Source organism: Acinetobacter sp. WCHA55 (assembly GCF_002165305.2).
Taxonomy (GTDB): domain Bacteria; phylum Pseudomonadota; class Gammaproteobacteria; order Pseudomonadales; family Moraxellaceae; genus Acinetobacter.
This window is the reverse complement of sequence record NZ_CP032285.1, coordinates 51291-72043: the sequence shown is the minus strand read 5'-3', so window position 1 is coordinate 72043 and position 20753 is coordinate 51291. Positions and strand designations below refer to the sequence as shown.

9 protein-coding genes are annotated in these 20753 nt (G+C 37.7%); 1 reads left to right on the top strand and 8 read right to left on the bottom strand.

Going from position 1 to position 20753, the window contains the following annotated elements; all coding sequences use genetic code 11:
- Positions 1-146 precede the first annotated feature (146 nt).
- Positions 147-704, top strand: a complete 558-nt coding sequence (gene tnpC, locus CDG62_RS01215) for an IS66 family transposase (RefSeq protein WP_416232127.1) — start codon at positions 147-149, stop codon at positions 702-704.
- Positions 705-736: 32 nt separating this feature from the next.
- Here tnpC and CDG62_RS01210 read toward each other — a convergent pair whose 3' ends face one another.
- The 8 genes from CDG62_RS01210 to CDG62_RS01175 all read right to left on the bottom strand — a co-directional run bounded on the left by CDG62_RS01210 (position 737) and on the right by CDG62_RS01175 (position 20731).
- Positions 737-2593 (bottom strand): hypothetical protein, encoded by a 1857-nt coding sequence (locus CDG62_RS01210; protein WP_005028670.1) that lies wholly within the window; start codon positions 2591-2593, stop codon positions 737-739.
- A gap of 97 nt (positions 2594-2690) precedes the next feature.
- Positions 2691-3173 (bottom strand): hypothetical protein, encoded by a 483-nt coding sequence (locus CDG62_RS01205; protein WP_005028671.1) that lies wholly within the window; start codon positions 3171-3173, stop codon positions 2691-2693.
- An 8-nt stretch (positions 3174-3181) separates the two neighbouring features.
- On the bottom strand, positions 3182-3970 hold the full coding sequence (locus tag CDG62_RS01200) for a hypothetical protein (RefSeq protein ID WP_005028672.1): 789 nt from the start codon (positions 3968-3970) through the stop codon (positions 3182-3184).
- Positions 3924-4496 carry a hypothetical protein gene (locus tag CDG62_RS01195; RefSeq protein WP_005028673.1) on the bottom strand — a complete coding sequence of 191 codons (573 nt, stop codon included), beginning with the start codon at positions 4494-4496 and terminating at the stop codon, positions 3924-3926. Before CDG62_RS01195 ends, CDG62_RS01200 begins: the two co-directional genes overlap by 47 nt.
- 272 nt (positions 4497-4768) lie before the next feature.
- Positions 4769-5200 carry a hypothetical protein gene (locus CDG62_RS01190; RefSeq protein ID WP_005005806.1) on the bottom strand — a complete coding sequence of 144 codons (432 nt, stop codon included), beginning with the start codon at positions 5198-5200 and terminating at the stop codon, positions 4769-4771.
- Positions 5201-5209: 9 nt separating this feature from the next.
- Positions 5210-12436, bottom strand: coding sequence for an LPD1 domain-containing protein (locus CDG62_RS01185; RefSeq protein WP_227504984.1), 7227 nt, complete (start codon positions 12434-12436; stop codon positions 5210-5212).
- Positions 12437-12701: 265 nt separating this feature from the next.
- Positions 12702-13361: a hypothetical protein gene (locus CDG62_RS01180; protein ID WP_005028677.1), complete on the bottom strand. Its 660-nt coding sequence runs from the start codon at positions 13359-13361 to the stop codon at positions 12702-12704.
- 83 nt (positions 13362-13444) lie between these two features.
- The gene (locus tag CDG62_RS01175; protein ID WP_087527702.1) at positions 13445-20731 is read right to left on the bottom strand and encodes an LPD1 domain-containing protein; all 7287 of its coding nucleotides are present in this window, start codon (positions 20729-20731) and stop codon (positions 13445-13447) included.
- Positions 20732-20753 lie beyond the last annotated feature (22 nt).

The following is a 20753-nucleotide window of genomic DNA, read 5'->3' as shown; positions in this document are numbered from 1 at the left end:
TATGGCTGAAGTTTTTTAAAAGTTAGGAATACATTTGACTATTTTGAAGCAATTTACTCTTCTTTTAGGTGTTATTAACTTTTTTAATTTTGTCGCACAGTTCTTTGTAATGTCGCATAGTTCATTGGAAATGACAGGTGGGCTGCATGGCGCATGCGCGTCGTAAATTCCATGAACTGCATGTGACCAAAAAAAGTCAGGTCGCTGAACAGGCATTAGTGCTGATTCAGAAACTGTATGCCATAGAAGCAGAACTCAGGAAAAAGACCGATGGTACAGCAGAACAGCGCCGCGAATACCGACAACAGCATAGTCAACCGGTGATGCAACAACTGTATGAATGGCTCAACCAACATCAACTGACTGTGCCATCGAGTTCTCCAACCGCCAAGGCGATCAATTACACTCTGAAGCGTTGGCCAGCCTTAAGCCGCTATCTGGATGATGGCAATCTACCGATTTGCAATAACTGGGTGGAAAACCAGATGCGCCCCTGGGCGTTGGGACGTAAGAACTGGTTATTTGCAGGTTCGCTGCGCAGCGGTCAGCGAGCAGCCAATATTATGACATTAATCCAGTCAGCAAAGCTGAATGGGCTGGATCCCTATGCCTATTTAAGTGATGTGCTGAAAAGGTTGCCGACACATAAAGTGACTCAGATTGAAGAATTGCTACCACACCGCTGGAAACCTGAACCGAATTAAAAAATAGGCATGGGGTTCAGCGGACGCTTACTCTACGTAATATCTAGCTTCAAAAGTTCAGATGGATCTATGCGCTGACGGAATGAACATGCGAGTTCTTTTACAATTTGATTTTGATATTGTTTGCGGTCGAATGTGTCAAAAGCTGAAACCTCAATTTCAGGATCAGTGATTGCATTTAGAAGATCCTTGGTTGCATTGAGTGATGCTGTAGGACAAACATAGATAAGGTTAAGCACTGAAGTACGAAGCAAAATATCTAATAAGTGATATTTGGGCGGTTCCAGTTCCTTATCTACATTAGAAAAGTAGTTCACAAGATAAATGTCATTTGATAAATGCAGATTGATATTGTCAATGAGATCTTTGGTAACACCGTCAAGAATGCCATTCACCTTCAACAAAAGTTCAGTGTTTTCTATGTCTTTAATTTTTTGCGTATCGACACGTTCATTAAATAAGTTGTTTAGATTTCTCAAAAACTTTGGTTGTGGCGCCGTAGTTTCAAAATACATCTGATTTTTAATACGGTTCTTCATGTAAGTTTGGATCATCTTAGCTTCAGAAGAAAGAAACTCAATCTTAAACGTGTCGTATGACACTAGATCAATAAATACTTGCTGGCCAGCACCCGACTTAATATCAAACCAGTTCATAAAAATACTGGCTTTGAGTGATTTCAATTGTTTAAGAATAGCCGTCTTCTCAAAATCATTCATATTGAAGTAGCTACTTGAAAAAGTATCGAGATAAAACTTCCATTTATCTTGCACTATATTCCACGCTTGATTAATAGAAATGATTGGAGCATCTATAATTTCATCTTTGATGAATTTTGACAGCTCATATAATTCATTTAAACGTGCTTGGTAGTTGAAGTCTTGAGTAATCACATTCTTTTCTGATGTTGTGGACTCAGAATCCTCAAGATCCGCACCAACCAATAAATAAGCATCGGTTACTTTTGGTGTTTCCTTATTTGACGGTGCTGGTACTGGAGCACTAGAAAGTTCAGTGGAAAAAGTTTCATCATCTTCCGCTGGCGTATACGGCGGTGTAGTCTCTTCATTAGGAGAACGTGCGTCTGTACGTTCAGCAAAAAAGTAAAACAATTCTTCTTGCGGTGCAACTTTAAACGGCGTCACATTATTATTGATGATTGCTTTTACAATATGGTTTGCCAGTTTAAGCGTGTAGGATAGGGCATGTATATAAAGCTCTAATGTTGCAAAGTTACTGGTATCAACTTCATTAGCACCAAACCAAGATAGGTTACGCAGTTCAAGCCAGCTCGTGAAAGAAGCGTGAGAGCTATTAAAACTTAGATCTACGGTCTTGGACAAATAGATAAAAACGCAAAACAAAAACCTATTTTTGTACTCATACTTAAATACATCAGAATCGGTCCAGATCTTATTCTCAATGAGAGCAAGAATGTAATTTAAAAGCTCATGGTGTTTAATCGAATCGATTAAGTTGTCTGGTAATACTTTTAGTTTATTAAGGTGTGGTTTTACAGGTGCATCATTGGATGGTTTAAGGAAGTGGTAGAACAAGTTAAATGTTTGCGTATCATCTATATCAATTACAGGTTCATAATCATCTTCATCTACGTTATTTAGATCCTGTTGAATATCGACTATTTGCCCGGTGTGACCTTCTGAACGGTCAATCTGGCAGATACTAAAAAGAACAGGCAAAACCCCGACAATATTACGGTTGTCAATTGTTTGATAGTGGGTATCAAAAAATATCGTATCAGCTAAAAACGTACCTTTATGATAGTTGAGAAAGAAGAATAGTACGTTATTTAAAGAACGGTGATTTTCACCAGAAGAGGTGTTAGAAGTAGCGTTAAAGTCATCGAAAAAAACTAAATTTGTATCCATCTAAAAATACTTTAAACCACACCCTTAAACTATTACTAATAAGCATATAAGTTTTAAGAGAGGGTTTAAAGTTAATTTTAAATATATTTAATGGAGTTTAAGACATGGGGCTTTGTAAGCGCTCTACATTTGATGAAAGGTCAGAAACATCTTGCTCTAAAGTCATTGCCTGGTCTATCGCACGTTTCATTAAATATTCTTGATTAATTTCTTTAGGCTCTTTACGAGTAGCATTCTTTTGTTCTTCTTCTAATTTGAAACGTTCAAAAGCGAAAATAGAACGAATAATACATAAGCTATCTTCAAGTAGGTCTGAATGCACTTTAGGAAAAATTAGATCAGGATCTAAATCAGATGCGACTTGGTTAAACAGCATAAATTGATCGCGATGTTCGATAAGAAATTCATCATATGTACCGAACTCAGATTCGATCATATCTGGACAATTTGCGAGAGTAGAGACTTTCGTATCTTGTGATAACAGAATTGAATCACCTGATGGCGCAACTAAAGCATGAATAGGTTGTTCTGCAATAGGAGCCAACAACACTACAGTAAATGGGCGTGTTTGGTTTTTCATGGTTAGTCCTAATTAATATAAAAAAAGCTTTGGCCAAAAAGTCTATTTTGAAATTTTGGTAGGTTAATGGAATCGAATAGAAGGTCCGTCTCTTTAGTACACTTCTGATTAATTAGATAAATGATATTTTGAAGAAGTGCAATTAATTTAAATGGACTGTTGTATTCATTGAATATGGGTGCAGCAATGCAAAGAGTCTTTTTTCTATCGGTTGATAATGCCCATGGGTTCACCAGGGTAAAGCTCACCTTGGCATTATTATGTTCAATTGGTCGTGCATAAATATCAAGAACATCGGATAAAGTAGATACCTTTAATTCTTTTGAAATGTCAGTAAGAATCTCACTGACTTGAAGCGCTGTTTTATCATGAATATCGCTTATAGTGATGCAAACACCACTATTACTATTCATTAAATTTGCATAAAGAACTTCAATAACCATGGACTCGTCTTTGGATAAATCCTTTAAATTGGCATTGACTAAATCTATGATCCGATCTGATTTTTGTTCAAGTTTAATTTGAAGCAAAAGCGGTTCATTCTTTTTTGAAACAGGGAGTACTTTATAATCGCTAAGATTGTAATTTAACCGCTTCATTTCAGTAATCAGTGTTTCTTTGGCATTATCAAAAAGCTTCTGATCTCTCTTGGTTAAACCAATAACAAAATTTGTAGACATGAGTATATTCATGATCCACAAAGCAGTAGATAAGGATAAAACACTATCCTTAACAACTTCTGAATCTGAATCAGAAAACCCAGATATTTGCTTGATTTTGTCGGTTATCGAAATCATGTGAACCCTTGTTTAATTCGGCATTTTCATCTGAAACTTTGTCAAAAAGATTAGTTTGATTAAGTACGTCTTGGATATTTTTTTGTGGATCATCACTGAGTAAACATTGGAATAGGGCGCTAATTAAAGTAGCAAGTGATGTTCCATAGTCATTGGTACACTTGATTAACTGGCCAGCATCTAAGCAAATTGGTGTTTCATCATCATAAAGCAAGTGTAATTCTGGTGATTCAGCATAAACCAACTTTACATGAGTATCCGTGATGATTAACTCAACTTCTAAGTACTCATTATTTTCAACAAAATATTTAAAGCGCAACATCAATGCATCATCGCCACGTTCTATATATACAATTTGTCGATCGGTCGTATTGGTATGGCTGACGAATCTATTCTCTTTTGTGATCTGATCAATGTAGTTCAAAAAGATGGTTTTGAGTGACGCACTTAAAATACCTTTGGCAGCGAGTTCACTTTTCAAGTAAGGCAGAAAGTTTTCAAGATTTTCATGCAATGGTTTTTGCATTCGATCATCTCCAATGGGATTAATAAAAGGGCATACACATCAAATGTACAGCGACTCAGTTATGACTATTTCGTTACAACAGTTACTTAAAAGACTGCAGACTGTTTGACTTATAAAACTGATACTTTCGCCACACTTTTAATTCAGAAATATCTAACTTGTTTCTAAATCAATATGGATTTATTTGATTATAAAGCCACATTGAAAGTTTAAATATTTAAAAATTATTTTTAGTATATACCTAAATCTAAGATTTAAAATGGATCTAACTTTTAACTGGCAAACTTTGTTGCTTTGGTTAAAAGGGTTAAGTCTTCATGGAATTGATTTTTTAAAAACCCATAGTTAAAAACGTAACTAATAAAGGTGAAAAACTCTAATTGGTTCGGTATTTTGTCTTCAAGAATACTGACCTCTAATTGCAATGTTCCTGTTGCACGTTTCTTAGAATGAAACTTAAGACCATCAAATGTTTGACCGTAATAAGTTGATATTTCCAAGAAAACTAAACGGAAAAAATAAGGGAAGATTTGAGAAACAACACGCTCAGGATCATCAATTTGAGTTAAACGTCTACCGTTGTGATATTTAAACTTAATACCATCAGCCATACTTTTTTCTACCAACAGGCGAATATAGGCATGACTACGAGTAATCATGCTTTTAAGTGGCGTTTTTGCTTCATGAATATTTTCGTATTGCATTTAGTTATCTCACATCTCAAGTCTTAATTGGTCAGCTTCATTTTCTTTTTCAATCGAAACTTCAGCAATAATTTTTTGGGTATTTTCGTTTTGCAGATCTTGATCAAATATTTCATTCACACAAGTTTCGACTAATTGTTCAGTCAAGTTTCTGCAGATCTCAAACTCTAAACCTTTAGGTTGTACGGTAGGGTAGCCGTCAATTAAAAATGAGTTTTTCATTTCATTTTCATTTGAAACTTTAGAGTACAAATAAGTCTCAAAATAACGAGCAAACATTTCGGTACTGGTCGCGTAATACGGCGTTGCACGATTTTCAGCACTGTCGATATTTAAACAGTCCTTTTTATAACGCGATAGATTGTCACTAAAACGAATATCACCTACGTTAACTTCAACGTCTTGCGACTTATCAAAGAAGTTTTGCATTTGAGTATGAGGATTTTTAACTCCCTCAGGCATGTACTTCTCTACCAGGTTATAGAACTTGTATTTAGATGACTCTATCAAGTATTCAGATAGGTTTTGCGATAGTGTTTTTAAATCCACATTCGCTGCGTTCGCAACACCTGTAATTTTTTCTTCCAAACCGGTTGTAGGTAAATGATGTTCTGGCTGGCGCATATCATTAAGTTTTTGCTGATAGCGCTCAAACGACTTAAAGCTTATAGCATTAATGTCAGTGTTAATTTTAGAGACAATGACATCCACCTTGTCTTGAACTGTACTGAAGAAAGATAGGTTTGTATCAGCTTTATATTCACGCTCATACTTCTTCAAGTACTCTTCAATTTTCTCAAACTGACGGCGAATGAGATCTTCATAGTGCTTTTGGTGCCAGTCAAAGAAGCTGTTTAAGGTTTTGCGCGTAGAATTAGGATAATTCTCTTTATTCTTAATCACTTCATCATGCATTGAATCAGCAACAGTGTGGTACGCCTTGATTGCAGTCTCAGCATTCTCATGAAGTACTTGACCGTAATTTTTCATTGGCTGAACTGGCTCATTCATCATCGCACGATGTACCTTTTCAAAAGCACGACCGGACTCAGTAACAGGGGAGTATCCAGCATCCAACATATTTGATAAGAAGTGTCGTGCACCTGGTATCTCAAAATTAGGGATGTCTTCATAATAGTCCTGAAGTACAGAACGATTCATTTGAGCGTGATTTTTATATACTTCCGCTTTTTCCAACATTCCCAAGTGTGCATCTAGCGCATGGCCATACTCATGAGCCAAACTTCCAGATCCGCTATCACGAGTTAAGTTAACCACGTTCTTAGACAGTTCAAAATGCGCTGCAGATCCTTTAATTCCGCGTGAAGCCAAAGCAACACCCAAGTTCAATAAACCATTGTTTGATTTAAAGCCCATGAGTTGTTTTAAGTCAGCCAATGAGTCATACACGGCATTAACCAACTGTTGAGCCACAGGACTAACTTTATTGCCTACTTCAACACCACGGATAGAAAAGTCATCTTTAAGCTTGAATGAATCCACATCGGCACCTTGGCGATGATCAGGACCAGTACGAGAGTAATTTAACAATCCGTAAATACTTGATTGGACTTTTTCAGTCACAAAGCCATTTTCAAGTTTTTTCACTTCACTGGTAAATGACGGCAAACGTGGTGCTTTAGGTGTATTCACAGCTTCAGTCGTTGCTTCTATAACTGGTGCAACAGGATCTTTAACATAAATAGGTGCAGATTCAGCTTTAACTAAACCACTTTCAATCGCACTTTTCAGAACGTATGGTTCAAGCACAGTTGAATATAAGCCAGTACGTTGCATGTTGCTGATCGCATCGCTCACATCTTTAGTGACTTTCGACTTACCGTAAAAATCAAAGATCTTACCTGTTGATAGAATCTCACTGAGTTCTTTATCAATCGTTTTTTCGATGATTTTCTCAAGCTGAACACTGATACCGCCTGTATGTTCTGGCATAATGTAGTACTCATTCAAATTGCTAAGCAATTCGAAGTAGTTTTTGTAGTTGTTCTTGGTACCTTTACTATAAAGCCCGATATAGTCTTTACGTTGGCGATCAGTCATACCAAGACTTTCAGCAGATAAGCTTTTATTGTTTCTTACCGCATGAATCAACTCTTCTTGAGTATCTACCATCAAATTTCTGATGTTAGAAACAACAGCCACATACGCACGTAATTCTGTCGCTCGTTGGCTATCAAGCATCAACGCATTTTTAGAGAATAACGGTTTAGTTGGGCAGTAGTCATACATTGCCTTTACGAATATTTTGTCATCAATACCGAGTGGCGTATTGGTGTACCAAGCTTGGAATTCTTTATTTGCAACGATTTTTGCTTTTCGATAGTCCGTAGCTGTTTGATCGGCTGATGTCGCTGAAATATATTCCAATGAAATGTATTCACCGTAGCGATCTTTATGTGCACCGCCAAACTTGGCACCTACATCACCTAAGTACATAGCAGGGGAGTCACTTGGCTCTACCTTTACATCAACAGGCACATATTTGTCTTTTGGTACCAATTGATCGATAAACGTGAAGTCAGTAAACACACGGTTTTGAAGTTGTAAGACATCTTCAACTGAGCGCATACTTTTAACAGGAAAAACGCACAGAGACTTGTAATCACCGTGAATATCGGACTTATCACCAAAAAGTTTAACCGATGCATATTCATTGTCGGTCGATGGCTTGATGGCCAAAAACAATTTGTGATTTTCAGTTTTGATATACGGCTTTATGTGTGCGGTTTGATCGTATAGAGCACCAAGCGTATTCGTAATCAAAGTTTGGAAATGCAAACTTGCTAACTGTTTATTCTCAAAGTCAGTTTTGTGTTTAATCTGAATTTCAGGCAAGTTAGATAGTGCTAATTGCTCTAAAGTGGTACCGAAATTAACCTTAGATTCGATAGCATTTAAGATTTCGTGACTAAACTGGTCTACATCATCAAAACCAGTAATCAATTGATACTGATAGTCATGAGACGGTATACGAAGAAGCACGGCAGTTAATTGAGGCTCATAGTCCGTATCAACCATAAACAATTGCGGTGTTTCATCTTGTTGAGATGATTTGTTTAGCAACTTGTATTGGTGAACTTTAGGGTTGGAACCTACAAAATGCTCAGCATAAGCCTGTTTAATCGTATCTTGTAATGCTTTGACATGCTCAAGCATGACGGCATTGACTTCATTTAAAGCGGTTAAGGTTTTATATTTTTCTGCAAACGCCTCATTCACGGCGATCTGCTCTAACATAAATCTAGGCTGAATATCCTCAAGTTCTGGATTACCTACACGGTTTAATACAACACTAAATTTGAGCTTATTAATGAACGGATCAGGTTCACCATTGATACCATTGCTAAAAAGTTCTTTAAGATCACTTTTCTGAAGTTTAGAGTTCACCAAATCAAACGGATGAACTTCTTCAAATGCCTGAACATCAAAAACTTTGGTTAAGTTTTTAGGCATGATTGCTGTCTGGCCATCTACATGAGCGATAACATAGGTGTACGCTGGAGAGATGTTGCTCAGAAGCTCAGTGACTTCATTCGGTTTTTTATCGTAGCTAAGATCCTCAAACTTTTCGTATGTTGCAGAATTAAGATTGCTGATGAAATCTAATTTAGAGTTGAAATTAGATGGATGATCAGAAATGTACTGGAACATCTTGTTTGGTAAAGACGTAAACACTTTATTGATTAAAGTTTGCTGACTATCTTTAGCTTTGAAGAAGTTGAGATCTGACTCGTAATATTTTTCAAAAGTGAACTTAGCTGGAGGCATAAACGTCATGCTGTTGCGTGAAGTCGATAACTTAAACAAAGCATTCGCAGACGTTTTAACCGCATCTCTATCATTAAAGCCAGTAGCCTTATGTATATTGGCATCTAGGGAAACTGAATGCCCAATAAACGGCGCATTTTTGTCTTTATGATTGTAGAGGCGTATATACTGAAGATCATTCTTTTGAAACACAGTTATAAACAAATCATGATCAGGGATCTTGATTGCGCCGTGGTGATCTTCATAGTGCTTTACAGCATTTTCTAGCTGAGTGTTAAAGTATTCAGATTCACTATTGAACTGTACGTTCTCTTCTTCAGCTGTTAGAGAAAAATATTTAACGTTATTCTGAAAAGCTACATTAGGTTTGAGAAGATCCTTAATCACCTCAAATTCTTTTTGTACTTCAACATCAAATTTGCCAAAAACTGTACGCTGATTAATATCAATCAGGTTCAGATAGTTGAATAGCTGAATGTTGTTGTAGTTGTGGTTCGGTAGGGCAGTTTTGTTTAACTGGAGCTTACCATCTTCTAACTGCATGCTTTGGACTTGCTTCAAGTCATCTGCAGTCAGCTCTACACCAAAGACTTTCTTAGTTTCTTGTTTGAGCTCTTTATCTTCACCAGCAATCACTAAGGCAGCTAGTTTTTGTGCCTTGTCATAATCGCCATCTTCTAGATATAGGGTTTTTTCAACAAAATACTTGGCAATGTTCGCATACGCTTGATTTGTTGCTTTGTAGCCATCGGTAGACAATGAAAAATGTTTGTTTTCATCAAATTCATTTGATTTAACGGTTTTAACTTTTAAATCGTCAATGTCACCCGTTGGTTTAATCTGAACATAGATTTCATCTGCAGCGAGATCCATGTTCGAGACAAATAAGGTCGAATTTTTAGAATAAAACTGACGTTCGATACTCGACAACAGATCCTTTGCATCTTTACGGTCTTCTTCCATGTCAGACTGCATATCTTCAGCAATCGACTTGATGTTTTCGCCACGGTCATCCTTTGTGATAAATGACCAGTCTTGTTGCGGATATTTGGCTGTTAATGCCTTTTGGAAGCTTTGAACTTCAACAAAGCGATTGAACTGACGGTCCAGACTAAACCCATCTGTATGTGATGAAGTTTTAGCAAGAATATCCTCAGGAACAGAATCAGATTTAGTCTTACGATTGAAGTTTTCACTTGCATTTGGCACCAATAAATTACGGAATAAAATCTCATTTACACCGTTCTTTAAGAATGACGCACTTTTAGTTTGTGATAGAGATTGTTTTAAAAATGCTTCATCAAAGTTTGATTCATCAAGAAGCCGAGTAAACTCTTCAAAATACGCTGAAGCTAATTTATCGTTATTAGCAAGATCAGCCGTGCACAGATCGCTTAACTCTAAACGCTGTACATCTTGCTCTAGCTCTAAAGGCGCAGAAAAATCACCAGCAACAAAATCATTGATATTTTGCTCAACATAATTGTTCGTGCGTGACATCAACATATCAACTGCAGTTTCATTATTCACAAATTCCTGAAGCTCAGGCGTGTTAATTGAAACCAATTGATTGTCGAATTGCTTAGATAGTAATTTGAACAGATCCGCTTTATGTTGATTGCTTTCTACTTCAGATTCAAAACCTACAAATTTGCCGTTTTCATCTTTAGCGTAGTAGAAGCTGTTTTTATTAAACAAAAAGGTATTTGTTGCAGACGTAATGCCAGATACCAAAGTTTCACTTTGCCATAAGACTTTTTTAACTTCATTGTACTGTTTTGAGATCTCAACATTGTGTGTGTCGATTTCGTCAGAGATCGCTTGAATATCATCTACGCTGAAGTTTTTTGTTTGTGTAGCTGAGCGCACGACATCTTGAATTTCAGCATATTTCTGATTTAGATAATCACTATATTGCTTCTCAATTTGTTGAGCTTGTTCAGTAGCCTTAGGAATGACATAGACATCCAAGATCTGTCTAATTTCAAGCATAGACGGCGCGAAATCACGCACCTTGTCATTGCCTCTTGCATCCAATAATTCTTCAGGAAACTTTAAGAGCTCTTTAAGTACGGCAACATCATCAATTTCTGGAGTAGGGAGGTCATTTGCAATGTTGAGTAGATCAGACTCAGTAATAGATGCCTTCTCAGTTGCCTCAAAATTAACATCAAGGTCATTCAAGATCTCGTTAACATTTGATTCATTGAGTTGTTCTTCTAGTTTACGCTGTTTGATTTCAGCAGATTGGTGATCATAGAGCGCATTAAACTTAGGAACGATGTTTACAGAGAATTCAGAGAACTCTTGGCTCAGATCGGCAAAGAAAACTTTACCTGTTGGCATCTGGCGTACCATTTGTTGTAAGACATCATGGCGAAGCATGGCAGCGTCATACACCATCTTATCTACAAGGCGTGTTTCAATACCTTGTTTAGACGCCATCCATGTGCCGTGTTCATCTTTATAAAAAGCTGGAATACCTTGTTTAGCTGATTCTAATAGCTTTGGATACGGCAATTGCTGTTGATTAAACACACGGTCTATCACAACAAGATCAGAAGCTAATTTTTGTACATAAGCATCAACATCTTTAAAGCTCATGTTAAACATTCTGTTGCCACGGCCATGCTCAATCAGCTGATTAAAAGTGGACTCGTATTCATGAGCAAAATGCACCAGGTTAATATTGTCATTTAACCCCAATGCTTCATACGGATCATGAGCAAAGATTTCAGGAATATGGCGCAAGTCATCAATAATCAGTAACGAACCATCTTTTTCGTAATTGACGGGTACTGCAAATGGAGACAACTTAATTTTGGCTAGATTATCTAGACTTTCGCCACTGGCCATCGCCGATTCTTCATCTAGATAGACTTTAGAGAAGATATTTTCATAGCCATAATCTTGAAGACGATTAAAAGGAATTTTTGAAGACTGAAATTGAGCCAAGTAGGATTTGTTCGATTCCTGAAGACTGGTTTTCAGCGTATCAAGGATATTAGATCCATTGTTTAGCTTACTGACATACACTTCAGGGAAAGCAGAAAGGCGTTCGGTCGCTGATGCGAAGTAACTTTTCCAGTTCGGAATGTTCTTCTTAAACGGTAGATTGGTGAGATAAATATCTTCTTGCTTAGTCGGTACTTTCATATCGTTGGTAAACGCTGGAAAGACCTTCTGAAGATCGTTTAGATCGATACCAGACTTTGCCGGGTTCTTATAGTAGTACGCATGAATACCATCATCATTTTGCACTTCATAAAAATGGGCATCCATTAACACTTGTTCAAATTGCTTAGAACTGTTTTGTTCAATAGATTTTTTGAATTGCTCAAATTCATTAACAACAAGCATCGCCGTTTTTGGGCGAAAATTGTTGGCTGGCGATACTACAAGACGCGCACCAAGACCAGTTAAATTAGGCCATTTAACTTCATTCACTTTATAGTCTCCTACTTGGTCACATAGCATGATCCAAGACTTTAAAACGACTCTTACGAGTACTTATATGTGCTTATATTAAACTAAAAAATTAACTTTGAGGGAGGGTTTAGGCGTTATTCTTTAAAATAGTATATACCGAGTAAATAGCACTGTTTAAATACCTATCATTTTTAATAAAACCATCTAAAACCGTGCACTATTCTTTCTTTTTTTATAAATAAAAATGCCACCGTATAGGTGACATCTTGCTTAAAGCTGATGGTTACATTTTAACAAATTCGTTTTTAGCGAGTTCGTCTGGTTGGGTGCCATCTTCTACACCTACAATAATTCCAGTACCACGAATAAAGTAGCCACTATTATTCGGATATTGGACCAAGGTAACATTATGCTCAAGGTTACTTTCTAAAAAGGTAGTGCCGTATCCCCAAAACTTATTTAATCCTTGCCATGGAGCATCCTTAATATAATTGTTTTGGGCATATTGAATGGTGTATTGACCAATTGGAAGAGATATATTGACAGTTTGCTTTTTGGGTACCTGAACAACGGCTCGTAACCTTTTAGTGGCCTTATCTCGAATGATAAACACAGTATCAACATTTTGAGATTCCATTGAAACAGGACCAAAATGTTGTGTGTTTTCCATACTGGAAACATTAATCACTTCTTTTTTAAATGGCATGGCTGCACTATTGGCTACCATTTTTTGATGTTCAGCATAGTCTTTTGCCATTTGTAGACCGTTTTCAGGTTCATTCGGTTGGCCTGGATTGGCTGACTCTACTGATTGAGCTTGTTTCGATATTGCCCGTGTAGCACTTTGAGCAAAGAGATCGACCAATCCGAAATGATTAGCCACAGATATAATTGCAACTGCTAGACCAAAACCAGCAAATTGCTTTGGAATTGCTATTGCCATAGTGCCCCCTGATTCCATTTATAAGATTTAAATAAAAAAAAGATGCCACCCACAGGGGATAGCATCCAAGATCTCAAAATTGCTTATAGTGCCAATTCAGGATCGCTATTCTTTTGTTTGCTTAATTCTGGATCTGCTTGTACTTCAATGTTGGTCATGAGCTTAGTCCAATATTCATCGTATTCAGCTTGTGACATCTCATTAATGACTTCATTCCATTTAACTAGGTTCTCATGTTGATCTGTACCCGGTTGGAAGAAGTGCATTGCATTTCTGACATACTGCTGATGATCAGCAAAACGCAGTTCAGCAATATTTTCCTGAATATAGTCCAGGCCTTTCACCGTAAATTCGCGAATCTCCTTCATGATTGCATCTTTTTCTATACCATGCGGTTGAGTTACAGAAGATGAACCACCTTCAGGACATGGGTAAACAAGCCAATCATTACGCAAGTTCATTTCTGCTAAGGTCACTTGTAAGTACTGCTCACCACTACGGGCAAACATTTCATGTGCGGTCGTCCAATACGGCTTCTTAGCACTTGTTAAGCCCTCTAATACCATCGCATTTTTGTAGAAATCAGTTTTTAGCTGAGATTGATTAGTTGATGTTAAGCGATCGTTCGTCTGTAAGCTTAAAGAAATTAACTTTAAGTGTTCATCTGACAATGGTTTAGGGCTGTTTTCTTTGATGAAGTCGAGTGCACATATCGCAAACTGACTACGCAACATTTGTCGATAATCACGGAATACAACTGATCTAAAGACTGTACTGTTCGCTGCACCAAGTACTTGCGCTGCAAAGACACGATCATGATCAATTTCAGAACGAGATTGCGAGATATATTTGTTGAGCTCAGTCCGTGGGATTGGATACTCATTTTCAGACAAGAACTTATGCAAGCCTTGGGCAACGTGCATATAACGTCTATGTTGTATGGCGTCCTTTTGGAAAAGTTCAGGATCTTCATGACGATTAGCGAAGTTAATCAATGAAGATAGTTCAGTATGCAACTTGCCACGTTCCGCAATAAACGTATTAATTTTCTCTTTTATGCTGTCTCTATCTGGCGTAAACAAATCAACAATGTCAGGTTGATCTACCAATGTTTTATCCAAAATCGTTTTGATGCTGGTTTCATAAAACTTGACTTGATTCTCAAGATTCGTGCGAAGTACTTCTATCGAGTCATCCTTTTTCATTGGCAAGTAATACATCGCTTGATTTACTTTGGCTGCAGCTTGCAACAAATCTTGGTTAATGTTGGCATACTTCTCAGACTTAATGTTATTCAATTCTGCAAAACGAGTTAGATAAGGCTGTACGTTTTCCATCATCATTTTTGGTTGATTGCGTGTCATCGCACTAAAAATGAGATGGTCATAGGCATGGAAAAATTCATGACCAAACGAGCCAAAACCTGAATTCTTGGTTAAGTTAATCACACGGTTAGATGGCTCATAATGTGCCATCGCAGCGGAACGTCCACGCGAACCAAAAGCAACACCCAACATACCGTTAAAGCCAACAAATTTCGGATCTATATCAAGTGCCTTAGCAAGAGCGAAACAACCGTCATATGCGTTATTTAACGCGATTTGACGATCGCTCTGGTTCAAGTACTCGCCAAACTCTACGGCTTTAAATCCAAAGGTCGCTTGCAAGGTATGTGCTGTAACATCTTGGCCATTACGTGAAGCAATGTTTTCCGTCACAACCACATCACTGAGCTTGAATGCCTTACGCATAGTACGAGGCTTAGCATACTCTTTGAATAGGGCATCTAAGGTACTCGCCGTGTCATCTACAATGTGCGATACATTCTTTTCAGATAACGAGACTTCTTGAGTATCATCATTCTCTGCAGTTGCGTCTTTGGTTTTTTTAGCAGTTAACAGATCCATGACCTGTTCAGATAGACCAGCATCAGATCTGCTAAATAGCGTACTCGAATCTATAATGTTGCCACTTCTAAAAGTAACAGTCGCTTTTACTTTGTCTTGGAACGGTTTGGCATCAATCGCACTACGTATTTTTTTATAGATAGAGTAGGTGCCTTTAACTGGCGGTAACTCTTTCCTTAAATGATGAAGTGCTTCAGTGAGCGTTTTACGTGCTTCACTACTATCGGTTTTCGCCAATTCAGAACTAATAATCATGTCAGTGGCAGCATATTCAGCATAGCTTTCTACCAATGAAAATAATGACCGATCTAATGATTTAAACGCCGTGAACAGATCTTTGTCTTCATTCAAACGAACGTATAAATCACATGCATTAGGAATAAATTCACGAACTGTTTTTGCTTCCATTAATGCATCACGCATACTTAAAACAGCGTCATAGTATCCAGCACCTACTTTTTTAAACTGTTCTTCAGTGGCATTTTCAAGCGGATAACGTGGCTGATCATTCGTCATCTTACGTACAGCGTCAGTCAGCAAGTGAATGTAAATATCTCGACCAGCTTCTTTTGCTTGTAAAACCGATTCCTTTTTCCAAATTTTGTCACGCGTAATTAGGTTTTTGACTTGCAAAAGCGACATATCTTGAATCTGACTGAGCGATAAACGTGGACCATACAGATCCTTTTTCGCACCAGGCATTTTCATACCCGTATCTTCAATAAGTCCAACTTCAGAACGTGGCTCAGTGGCTTTCGGTTTGGTTGTTTTTGGCTCTTTTGGTGCTTCAGCTTCAGGCTTACCCTCAGACTCAAACAGTGATGTTTGTTCTGGAGCAACTGGCTCAGTCGGCTCTACAACTTCTACCGTTGTTTCCTGTACTTCTGGTTCAGTAGGCTTTTGAACTTCAGGCTCAGTTACGGTCGGTTCTTCAACCAATGGTTCTTGGGCAACTTCTACAACAGGTGCGCTTTGAACCATATGTTCAGGTTTATATACTTGATCGCGAGACTTAAATAATTCTGCTTTTTTGAATGATTTTGCAAAATCAGTAATTAAGAAGTTCTTAGAGTTCGGGTGCTTTGGCGTAGGAAGAATTTTATAGCCTTGATCAACAAATTGCTGATGTTCGGCATTATTCACAATGGCCAGTTTTAACGGAGCTTGATCATCGGCAACTTTAATCGCGAGATCGAACCGGTCTTTAGATTCAAGTAGCTTTTCACCAAAGGCAAAATCAATTTTATTGACCAATGTTGAAATATTAACAGCCACAATCTCATTAAGGCCTTTAACATCAATATTTTCAAAACTTGGTGATAATGGCACCTTGATTGTCTGCAGTATGTTTTCACGTAACCCAAGATCATTTAATACTTGGTCCACAAGATGCGCTTTTATCCCGTTTAACTGGAAGTCTTTAAACAATCCACCACGCTCGTTGAATTTAGCAAACTGCTCAACATTATCAAAAACCCGTAATTGATCATGCTGTAAAACTGGTGTGTCTTTATCAATGACAGAAATCACTAAATCAGCACCGTCATTGGCCACAATAATTTTGGAGCCGTTTTCAAACGCTTGATCCATTTCTTTTTGATTGATGTAGTCGGTAAAGACGTTCATCAAATCAACATTGGTCATCACATCATTGCTTTTCACAAAATCGATTAGATCTTGTTTCGCCGTTGGATCGATGTATTGATTATCGGCATCACGTAAAGTTAATGCCTTGTAATCGTCCAACTCAGGGTTAAACAATACCTTTTCTTTAAGGTGTAGGTTTTCGATCGACTGGAAGATCTGATAGCGTTTTTCTAATGAGTCGATCAAGTACTGCATTTGCTCTTGCGTACTTAAAACTGAATCATTGCTAAGCGTCAAAGCTTTAAACAGCGCCTTATCGTCTGCAGCTAAGTCATTCAGACTTGATTTAACGATTAAGCGATCGGTAGACGGAATCTGTTCACCGCTGAAATATAAGTTAATCGCACCGTGCTTTTGTTCATCAGCTGGTGAAACCGTGAGATAAATATTTATCTCAGGAAACTCAAACTCTTTAATGCGTTCAGGATTGGTGATAATGCTTAAAAGAGATCCCGTTTTTGTCTCGAGAGATTTATTTTTTAGTGCCGTCCATTCTTCAATAGAACGATTTTCAAATGACTGCAGTAGGGCAGAATTGATTAAATCACGGTTGAGGTTAAATCCATTCTTGAGTGAGTCTGGAGTCGATTGTAATGCTTCAAGCACAAGCCCATGTTTAAAGAGATTGCCAAAGTCATTTTCACTGTTAACATCGGTCTTTTCAAGTGGCAAGAAACTTGATGCATGCTCATAGACATTCTTAACTTCAATATCAAGCTTTAAGCCTTTTTCATATTTCGGTACCGCTTCCTTGGTCAAAATACGATTAAGAATTACATTCTTAAGGTCATCATAGGTCAGCTTGTTTTCGCTGATCGGATTAGAGCTCAGGATATGTTCAAACGAAGAAGCACCATTAATCATAATGGTTTTTTGCTTTTGTAATGAACTAACCTTTTGACCTAGATCCATCGGTAGTAAGCGAATGAAGTTCTGATCAGATGCTATCGTACTGCTATACACCGCCAAAGAACGTGCGCTAACTTCAGGCTCAACCATCAAAGCGTTACCTTCAGCTAGGTAGGTTTTTACCGCTTCTTCAGTCAACGTGACGACATTTTCAATTTTCGAGTTTTTTGGTGCCGTGACTTCATTGTAGGTCGGTGTTAGATAACCTAGTGCCGTCAAAATATGCTTGTGCTCATTATTAATAATGGCAATAACCGCCTCAGATTTAGACTCTTCACCCACGGCATTTTGATAAAAGTCTTGTAGATAGCGCTTATACGCCATACTTACCGCGACCTTTTTATTTAAGGCAAAAAGCTGTTCTTGTGTATTTGAGTTGAAGTGGTCTTTATGTATCACCTTAGGCAGATAGTTTTGAAAGCTGTCTACCACATAGATTTCATCTTTTTCGAGTGTTTCTTTTAAAGACAAAACTTCATTGGTCGCAGCAAAAACAATCGCGTTGGCCAGTGCATTACCAGGATTCGTGCGTACACGTAATTCCTCATTTATCGCATGATTGAGTTGCGACCTAATATCAGGTAATCGGTTAAGGATAGGGGAGTCAGGATTGTTGCCAATATTGCTACTCAGCTCAGAAAGCACATGAGCCACATCGATGCGCTTATTAAAACCCTTGTAGTTACCGTCCTGTTCTAACAGGTTATAGAATCGCTCTAAGCTTTCATCTGATAAATATTGTGATGCAATGCTATGGGCATCACCATCACCAAGCGCCGTAAATTGGCTATTAATACTATGCAGTTGTTGAAGAATACGAGGCATTTGCTGATGAAATGAAAAGTAGTTTTTACCTACATTTTCAGCACTGGTCGCAATCATGTCCTCAATACTGTTATCCAGCACTGATACAGCATTCGAGAACACCATATCGTTAAAATCTGGCATTGCAGATTCTTGAGATGGTGAATATCCCAAAATAGAATATTCAAACTTTTCGACTGCAGATAACTCTTGATCTTGTTCATCATAATAATGAACCACATCAAACTGGTTAACAGCTTCATTCCAAAGCCCGTTAGGTTCTTCACCTAGATCAACGTTGAAATGATAAATGTCAATGTCATTTGAGGTGTGAGTAGCTTCAAACTCGTTCGCCTCATCCAATAGACGTTGCATTTCATCTTGCAATTCATCATCGGTGACAACGCTTTGTAGGAAGTTATCCAGATCCGTGCCGTATTCTTCACGGTCTATCACTGAATCAAAAAAACTATCATAAAGATTGTTCAGACGCGTAGAAGCAATGTTTAACTGACTTAATGCCAATTCCATTTCATAAGCTTGATCGTCATAGGCTTGCTGATCCAAAACATACGCATTTTCAGTAGCAACAGCGACTTGAATCGCAACCGCTTTTTCAATACGCTCACTGATGGTATGTGTTGCTTTCGCTTCAACAATCGCTTGACGTTCTTCTTTGAGCTTTGCAATTTTTTGTAGGTATTCTTGCTTAATTTTTCGCATTAAAGCGAGTTTAGTCAAAGAGTCCTTAATGACTGGTTCTGGAATGTTCGGCTTAAACTTGGTGTGTCTAAAAAAGTGATCAATTCGATTGAACAAACGTTTTACTGGAACCTTAGGTTCAGGCGGTATGGTTTGCTTAATTTGATTGAGATCCAAGCTTTCTAAACTTGTACCGATGTCATCCAAACTTTCATAAATTAATTCACGATCAAAACTGCTATCACCAATTGAGTAGGGATCAAATGTTCTTAAATTATTAATATTATTTTGAACGCTTTGGATCAGGTCCTTAATCTTATCGGCAAGGTCGAATTCTTCTACATCTAAAGTTTGGTTGTTGTATTCCCAAACTTTCCAATCATTGTCCACCAGCTGTAACGCAGTTGTTTCTATACCAAATGGTGCCAATGCTGACGGGATGCTGTTTTCTTCGTATGAATACAAACAGTCATTGATTTTCGTGACTAAGGTTTGAAGCTTGATCAATCCTTGGTGATTAACGGCATGATCATCCGATCTAAGCGCATTCACAATTGGATCAATGCTCGTATTCAGCCCCTTATTCAGCTCTCGAATATCAATAAATTGCTTCGGTAAGCTGTTATACGCTGGCCATGCTGGATGTGAAGATATTTTATAATTGGTCAGCTCAGGAATTTGCGTAATATCTTTTAGGGCAAGTACTTCACCGCCTGAATTAACCGAAATCACTAGCTGTTTGCTTAGTTCAATAGGCTCTATCGTATCTTCTATGAGTCCAGCATTTAGCGCTGCTTCTTTATCAACATAATAACGAGTCAGTGTTTTATCTGCTTGGTACCCGTAATGGTCTAAATCAGCCAACGGCAATGGATCTACGGACTGCAGTAATGTCGGTAGCTTATTCCAGCCTAAATCTGCTTTATTGAATTGTTTAACCGCACCCATAATGGTTGTATTTGGGGCAAACGGTTTTTGCTGTTTTGCTTGGTAAAGCACAACGGACTTTTGATTATTGAGTTCAAATAGGGATTGCCACTGGTTTTTTTCAGCACTACTCATTGGGTTTTGCAGATATATATCTGACATATCCATTTCAATGAGGTCATTTTTAGAGTCGTAAGGAAAAACAGATTTTATGTCAGCAAGAGAGAGACTATCTTGCGAACTCTTATACATAAAACTAAGGTCGTTATTTTGCTCATTGGTGATATAAACAAACTTTCCAGTCTGTTTTAAACCTGTTAAGAAGCTGTTTAAGGATGTGTTCAACTTTTTCTCTAAAAGCTCAACATCTTTAATCTTAATAATGGCTGCTTGGTTTCTTAAATCAGTTTTAGGGGTTACTACAAGTTGAGCGCCAAAGCTACTCAGATCCAACCATTTCTTTTTAGTTGACATATAAACTCCATGGCAATATGTA